Genomic DNA, 8,569 nt, shown 5'->3' with positions numbered 1-8,569 from the left:
TAGTGCAAAGTTTAAAAGCATTGCAATCAACACAAAGATGGAAACCATTCTCTTTTTTTGTCTCATACTCTTACTCATTTTAACCCTCCTTTTAACATATAAAACTATAAAAAATTTATTAGATGCCCATACTATTGGATAATATTAAAGTATTAATAATTTTCTTAATACTATAATATACATTCATTTTAATAGCATTCATATAAATCGTACATTGGGGGAAAACAACCTTTTTGAATCGACGTTTTTCTTCCTAAAAAAACAAATTATTGGGTTTATTGATAATAAATTGTAGAATTTTCGGAAATTCGCGAATATAGTCGACTAATAAAAGGAAGCTATGTTAAATATACGAAGTAGATTGCTGCTTTGTATTTGGGGGAATATTTGAAATCTTAAAGAAAGTTCCGAAAATGTATTGAATTTAAGAGATAAAAGTTATCAAATTACTATAATAATATAAAAGGATAGCTTTTTAATTATTCTAAGTTTAATAATTTAAGGTTATTTTAGAATAACAATATCATCAATTTTTACTCAAAAAAACTTATCTATAGTCTGAAAGGAGGACGATTCATACTCCTTTTTCATTTGAACAAAAATATCCCTGAAAATTTTCAGGGATATTTTTGTTTCTTATTTGCTGACAGTGACTTTTGTAGCAGCACTTATGTTGCCAGCTATGTCCTTCGCTGTTACGTAAAGGTTTGTGCCTTTTCTTTGTTTTTCAATGGAAATAGTGAACTTACCATCTAGATCAGTTTTTCCACTTCCAATTATATCTTTACCTTCTTTTACAACAATCATAGAGTTTGCTTCAGCTCTACCTGTTACTTCTGTAGTCTTAGAAGTCACTGTATCAACTGTCGGCGCATTTGGAGCTGTTTTGTCAATCGTAAAGTTTACGGTTGTTGCGTTTCCAGCTGCGTCGGTTACCACTAAAGTGTGACTTCCTTCGCTAGTAACGGTCTTACCACTTGTAAAATCATCCCCATCTAATGTAGCCGTTCCTTCATTAAAGGTAATGATCACATCTTTTTTGTAAAGTCCATTGTTGCTTACACCAGTTACGACTGGAGATGTTTTATCAATGGTAAATTTCACCGTTGTTTCGTTTCCGGATGTGTCAGTTACTACTAATGTGTGGTTACCCTCGATAGTAACTGCCGTACCGCTTGTGTAATCTTTGCCATCTAATTTAGCTGTTGCTTCATTAAAGGTAATGATGACATCCTTGTTGTAATGCCCATTGTTTTCTACACCAGTTGCCCATTTTGCGTAAAGTCTTGTATCAGCTTCAACCTTATCTGTCGCAAAATTCCAAGCCGTTTTACCTGCTGTATCTTTATACCAACCAAGGAATGCGTAACCAGGTCTTGTTGGTGTAGTTGGAGCCGTAATTGTTTTAGAATAATCTCCTGTCTTAGTCTGTACTAAGCCACCATCTTGACCATCAAAAATAACAGTGAATTTAGTAGGTGACCATTTTCCATAAATTGTTTTTGCAGAATAAATCGAGTTTGTGAATTCCCAAGGAAGAGTACATGCTTCATCTGCGAACCAAGTTAAATCATAACCATAAACAACTGGTTCTGTGATTCTGCGTACTACAATTTTGCCCTCTACTTCAAATGGAGCATTATCTTGAACTACGAAATGCACATTATATCCATTCGCCACTTTTTGAACAAGTGTCACATTCGAATATTCCGTTGCCTTGATCAGAATCGTGTAATCTCTTACTCTTGAAAACAGACTCTTATCTAGTGTAATCGTACGGTTAACAGTATCGACATGGACCTTCGTTTTGTCTACCGTAATACCGTTTATCGCAATACTACTAATGGCTTTTGCCCAGTCATTATCACTGAACTCAAGTACCATATCGTTCCCTAAAGCATTATCGGTTGTATCTGGTGTCACAACAGAACCAGCTAACGCATATTTCGCATAAAGGGTGATTGGTTTTGTGACAATGTTTGTAAAATCATACGGTGATGAAAGGTCTTGATCACTATACCAACCGTAGAACTTATACCCAATTTTTACTGGATCCGTTGGTTTTGTCGCACTTCTGTCTACGATTTGAGCTGGAACAGAATCTCCACCATTGGATTCAAACGTTACCGTATAACCGATGACTTGATCGCTCACAATCACATCTAGATACCCTTCCGAAACAATCGTCACATTGACCTTTTGTCCAATTGCGAAGAGGTTACGGTTCAAAATGATGCTGCTATCCGTCATCGTGTAATCCGTATTTAAGACTAATGTTTTCGAACCAATTTTCACTTCTTTGATGTTCGTTTTCCATGTCCCGTCATCTGTGAATGGTAACGTAATATCGCTACCTACAATGTTTCCAACGGTATCCTTTGAAACGGTAGGTGGTATTTTAATCCAACCTAAATAGTAGGTGGCATTATCCGTTAAAAGAATCGGAGCATCTGTAATCGTTGACTTCTTGTCGATTGAGCCCGCTGCGTCCAAATAGAGGTATGGACCAGGTGCTTGATCGCCTTTTGTGACATACAATGGAACCCTTGACATCGTTGGCGCTGACGCTTTTGTATTGAAAAGAATATCAGCTAGGAATAAGTCATTTGGATTCTTTAATGTTCCGCCGTTCAGGTCAATATGACGTCTGTATCCAAGTTTAATATCAGGAATCGTCACTGTTTCGCCTGTTGTCGCGGTCAATGTAACTTTATACCCCTTGATATTTCCTACATTGTTTATTGAAGGCATCTCACTAAAGGCAAACTTTTCGCCTAATGTCGTTTGTCCCGCTTGAACAGCTTGATCATGCGTAGCAGTTTTAAACGAAAGAATACCGTTTTGGTTCGCGCCAGGTGCCAAGTTATAGGTGCTTGGGTCTAACGTATACGTCGTTGCGTTTGTGTCTGTTGAGCCATCACTCTTCATCTTATAGAAAGTGGTCTCGATTTTGGAAATTTTCGCCTTTTCTGTTAACCAAGGGATATTGGTTAAATAGTCTGGGATGGTGACGTTTAAATCGCCTTCTCCAAGTACCCAACCGGTTCCGCTTACTGCTCCATTACTTCCGTCGAATTTCGGCCCATTTGAGTCGTTTGCGTTAACAAGAGAATAGTTTTGAGTCGCATTCATTTGCCATTTTGCATAGACCGTTTGGTCTGAGTTGATATCAATTGATGGTTGCCACTGATTCGTACCTGCTTGATCATTAAACCAACCAATGAAGACATATCCAGGTCTCGTTGTAGTAGGGTTTTTAAATCCACCAATGATTGCCTGGTTCGATATAGCATTATTATTTAATCTGGTTTTTGCTGGGTTGAATCCAACCGCTAACGGGCTAACTGGCGCACCACCTTGCGTATCAAATGTAATACCATATCCAACTGCTTGTCCAGGACTTCCAATCGAATCCACACCAACGGATTTAGTTGGGTAAATCGTTTGATCTGCACCCGTTGAGCTGATATTAAACTGATACAACTGAGGTAACCAGTTGGCTCCACCAGGCTTGATCACTGATGTAGGACCAACAGGAGATGCATCTGTCTTAAATAAATCCGCCTTAAAGGTAATTTGTCCTGGTACGCTGATATCGTAATATTGTTGCGGAACGTCCACAAGTCCGGAGTTCACCGTTTTCACTTGAATGTTGTTAATCCCTTGACGCCAATTTGCATCCTCTGGGAAGGTAAACGTTAAATCCTTACCTATATGCGCGTTTGCCGGGTCAGTTAACATTGGAATCGTAGGAGTCGGAATGGGTACCGCTGACACCGTAAAGGTTTTTGTGACATTTTGATAACCAGTCGCCTTAATCGTCACGGTGTAATTCGCACCCGCCGTGAATAAAGAACCAGGTAACGTAATTTTAGAAGGCATTGTCAGCGCTTGTCCAAGTGGATCAGCAGACTGATAAGCTGGTGTGATCGTCACGCTACTTGTTACATCTGTCGAACCTAGCATGACTTGTGTAATCGCCTTTCTCCATACCGTATCATCCACGAATACATTACTAACTGGAACGATGGAGATGGTTGAACCATTTTTTAAATCCTCTAACTTCGGAATCGCTGTTTCAAATGTTGTTTGTGCCGGACCTGCAAAATTAAGAGCCGCCATGACTTCTTTTACACCATCTCCAGCTTTTAATAACACACCATTCACCGTCGTGTCCGCTGTAAGCGTCAACTGTGGTTCTGCGACTGTTACTCCCGCATCGATGGCATTTTGATTCTGTTTACCAAAGTTTTTGAAGATGAAATAGAAATCATTGTAATCGATTCCCCAACCGCCTGGATTTACGGTCGGAATCCAATAGATATCGTAATTTCGGTTTGCTGGAACATTTAACCAGTCTTTTTTCCCTTGCGTACCTACCTGTGCTTTATAAGTCGTATAGGCACTCACTTCAGCCGTTAAGTCGTTCATATCGATGACGTTATCGCCATTGACATCTCCACCTAATAGAATCGGGAAAAGACCTGGAATATCTTTGACGGTACCTGAATTGTAACCATATTTGTTTTCACCAATGACAGGTGTTTTGGCGTATCCCTTGAAATGTCCTGGAACACTTGCTTCAACCGAATATGGTTGATCACTTAGATCCATCGTCACGGCATAATAAGGGTTGATAAACGCATAGGCTATTGTATTATTATACGATGTAGGGTTGTCCGTTGTAAAACTGCTCCCCTTGTCGTCTGTTACCGTTACCTTCGCTCCTGAATTCACTGTGAATTGAGGATAGTTATTGTTTATGTTGTTTTTTGCGAAAGATTCTGCCGCCAGACGACCACGAAGTAGAGAGCTGTGCTGACGAACATAAGGTGTATTCGTTGGGAACCATGCTACTTGGGTATCCGCACCTGACAAGGTTAAATTCGCTTTTAAAAACGGGAATTCATGTGGACCTGTAATTGGGTCAGGGCTCACATACGTAACATCTGCTTCGATAATATTCATATCATGGTCTAGCGCAGCTTCTGCACCAATTCCAGAGATGGTTACATCTATGTTTTTACCGACTTGATAAACCGGATGAGCATATGGTTGACTGACCGTTAGAGCACGGTCCACATCATTTTGGGACATCCCTTTACTGATGAGATAATCTTTATATTCATCGGTTAGTCGGATATTGCTAAATGTATACACTTTTGCATCATTGAGCGTAATAGTTCCACCTGTCATGCCGATTCCATAATGTGTGGCAATCGTCGTTTTGAATGGTTTATTTGCATCGACAACCACTTTATCTTCATTTCCTGGGCCTGCATCTACCCCATTTGATAAGGTTAACGTGACATATGGATTACCCTTTTTGATGAAATAATACGTCTGTTGTTTCGTATCATATTCTTCTTCACCTGAATAGTCGACTGGATTAATAATAAATTGACTACCCAATTTGTTCGCTACATCCTCAGCTGTGACACCAAAATGGAAGCGACCTTTCTCATCTGTATTGAAGATGACAGTTGGATACATACTATCTTGGTAACCGAATACTGTGTTCAATCCTTGGTCAACAGGGACTGGTGTTACCCCGTCTTTCGGACTTGGAACGGACGTTTCGCCATTATTTTTCATGACATCAATGTTCGAATCATAGACCGTACCATAATACCCTTTAATTTCTTGACCTGGCATGTACCCTGCCGTATCAATTTCATAAATACCTTGCTTTGAATCATTGTCCATCGTCATCGTTGGCGGTGTACCGTCAACATAGACTGTGTCTTCTGCTGTATATCGTTTTCCCTCTTTGTCCGTCGCAATCATCTCAAGAGAGTAAGAACCTTCTTGTAAAACGGCTACTTGTTTTGAGATTCCGGACGGGTCATACGATCCTTCATAGCTTTTCGTAAACGGAAGATAAAATCCATTGAAAAGCGTTACCAAAGGACCGTAGTGGACACCTGGGGTAAAGTTGCTACCGTTTACCAACGTGTTCGCAATCCCGATATAGTTTCCATCTTTGTCTTTTAAGGCAATATAGAAGTTTTCCATTTCGTTATTTACTGTGAAGGTATAGGCTGATAGACTACCCACTGGCGCTGCTTTGATGACGACTTTAAACGTATCAATTCCTTTTTCTGCTACCGTAATCGTAAATGGAATACGATACGTTTCGCTTGCATCCGCCGCATTGACAACATTGATATAGCCTTCGTAGGTTCCGTCTAATGCATTGGAAGGAACGGTGATAGTCGCCGTTGTTTTCGCTGTGCTATTTCCGCCTACTTGAATCGATGTGACGTTTGAACCACCGACTGAAAAATCAACTTTCACATCATTTCCAGTTCCAGGCCCTACTTTATTCGATTGCGCAAATTTCGTTGTAAGGAATTGGGTGCTCACCTTAAAGGTTTTATTGCTATTCCCCGTGTTGACAAGGTTGAAGTCTTTCGACGAAACGACATCATCTGTACCGTTTGTCGCACCGGAACCACGACCTTTAAAACCAAAGAACATACTTCCAGTGATTTGATCAATTTGTGTTAACACATTTGATCCATCCACTGCTTCAACCGTCGTTGCTTTGTCTAATACTTGGACTTTCACATCCGATTTAATCGCTCTCTCAGGATCAATACGACCTGCACCGACTTGATAGACGCTATACGTTTTCGAATCTGTATTCACATCTTTCGCCGTATTCATTAAAGCCGTTTTCACGTCTGCTGGCGTGTAATCTGGATGAGCCGCAAGTACAAGTGCGATTGCGCCTGCTACATGAGGTGCCGCCATCGACGTACCTGACATGGATTGATACGCAAATTGATAGTTGTGATCCGTCTTGTCTTGTGGTTCCCAAATATCATAAGGAGCCGTTGACATGATATCCACACCAGGTGCGATCACATCTGGTTTAATGGTCCAATCTTTTACGGGACCTGTTGAACTGAAGCTTGCTAGTTCATCGCCAGCTTTCTTGATTGATGCATCAAGAGTCATTGGGAATGTAACAGTCGCTGTGTTTGGATCTGCTTTAATCGCGCTCGATAGTGCTTGACCCTGTGCTTGCGTCAAGGAAATCGAATACACATTATCTTGCTTTACACCTAAGAAGTTCGGGATATATCCTTGTGTTTCCGCATCGTCTTGATTATCCCAAATGATCATCGCTTTTACGCCTGCATGATGAGCATTCGCCATTTTCGTTTGCAAAAACTCTCCACCGCGATGGACAAGTACGACCTTCCCTTTTACATCTTTTTCTTGGAAATCCGTTGCACTACCTAAACCAACATCTACGATTGGTAAGGTTTGTCCTTTTAGCGCATCATCGGCATCGGCAAAACTTTTACCGAATAAACGAGCTTGGTAGGAAGAATCTCCGTTTTTAATCGTCATCACAGGGATTTCTTCCGGTATACTACTTGCCCCAACCGTAATCCCTAGTGGCGACGTTCCTGGTGAACCGACGGTTGCGACGCCTGGACCGCTGTTACCTGCTGAAATCGAACATACCACACCCGCTAAAGTAGCGTTGTTAATCGCAATACTTGTTGGGTAAAATGGGTCGTTATGATTTGCCCCTAAAGAAAGATTGATAACATCCATCTTATCGATTACGGCTTGGTCAATTCCTTTTAATACGGATTCGGATAAACCGGATCCGCCTGGGCCTAATACACGATATCCATGAAGCGCTACATCTGGTGCCATTCCATTTGCTGAAAACACGCCGTTAGTATTCGTTGTGTTGGCGGCAATCGTCCCCGCAACATGCGTTCCGTGAGAGGTGATATAGTGTTTGTAATCTGATGAAGCCGGTACATCGACAGGACTTGGATTTGTATTAGCCCTCGCTTTCACCCAGTCCGGATAAATCGTTTCCATTGGGTCATGGTCATCATTTAAAATGACATTTCCTTGCGAATCCAGCGTAGGGTTAGCAAAGTCATGCCCTTCATAAAGATTCCCATTTTCATCATGTGTCACCTTATAAAGGTCTGGATGATTATAGTCAATTCCCGTATCTAATACACCGACTTTTACTTTTTGACCCGCGCGAGGACCTGTTTTAATAATTCCCGTGTGCCCCTCCGCTTGAAGTTTATCGACTCCCATTAAGGTCAGACCACCCGTTGGCTTTCCGACAGAACCCGGTTCAGATGTCTGGGATGTGCTTCCTGACTCCGATGCCGTAAACTCCACTACTGGCCAAATGGAAGCGACTTCAGGGTTTTCTGCTAACTTTGCCACTTGATTTCCGGGAAGCGATAACGCTACTCCATTAAAGGCGGCTGTGTATGTTCGTGTGATGTTGATTTTCGTTTCGACTTGTTTTCCGCCGACGATTTGTGTTTTCGGCTGCTTATTTACAAAGGATTGAAAGGTTTGGTGAGAATCTTTCACGTTTTGTTCGGCTGCGACCAATTCAGACGCAAAGGTTTTCGCATCCGCTGTTGCCCCACCCTTTTCAAGGGAATCTTTAATGATTTGGATTTTAGCTGGATCCGTTTTAAACTGAACAATGACCTGAATGTTGCTAGATTTGCGTAAATCTTTTTGTTCTACATGGATTTTTTGGGCAATATCTGCTCCCGTAAGCTTA

Annotated in this window: 1 protein-coding gene; it reads right to left on the bottom strand. The window is 41.1% G+C overall.

Features of this window, described 5'->3' with window-relative positions; all coding sequences use genetic code 11:
* Nucleotides 1-636: 636 nt before the first annotated feature.
* The coding region (locus CHI06_RS18095; protein WP_095250027.1) for a S8 family serine peptidase at nt 637-8,569 on the bottom strand (7,933 nt) is incomplete at its 5' end.

The sequence above is a fragment of the Bacillus sp. 7884-1 genome (assembly GCF_002272245.1).
Taxonomy (GTDB): domain Bacteria; phylum Bacillota; class Bacilli; order Bacillales; family Cytobacillaceae; genus Neobacillus.
The sequence above is the reverse complement of the archived record's forward strand: the minus strand, read 5'-3'. Positions and strand labels throughout refer to the sequence as shown.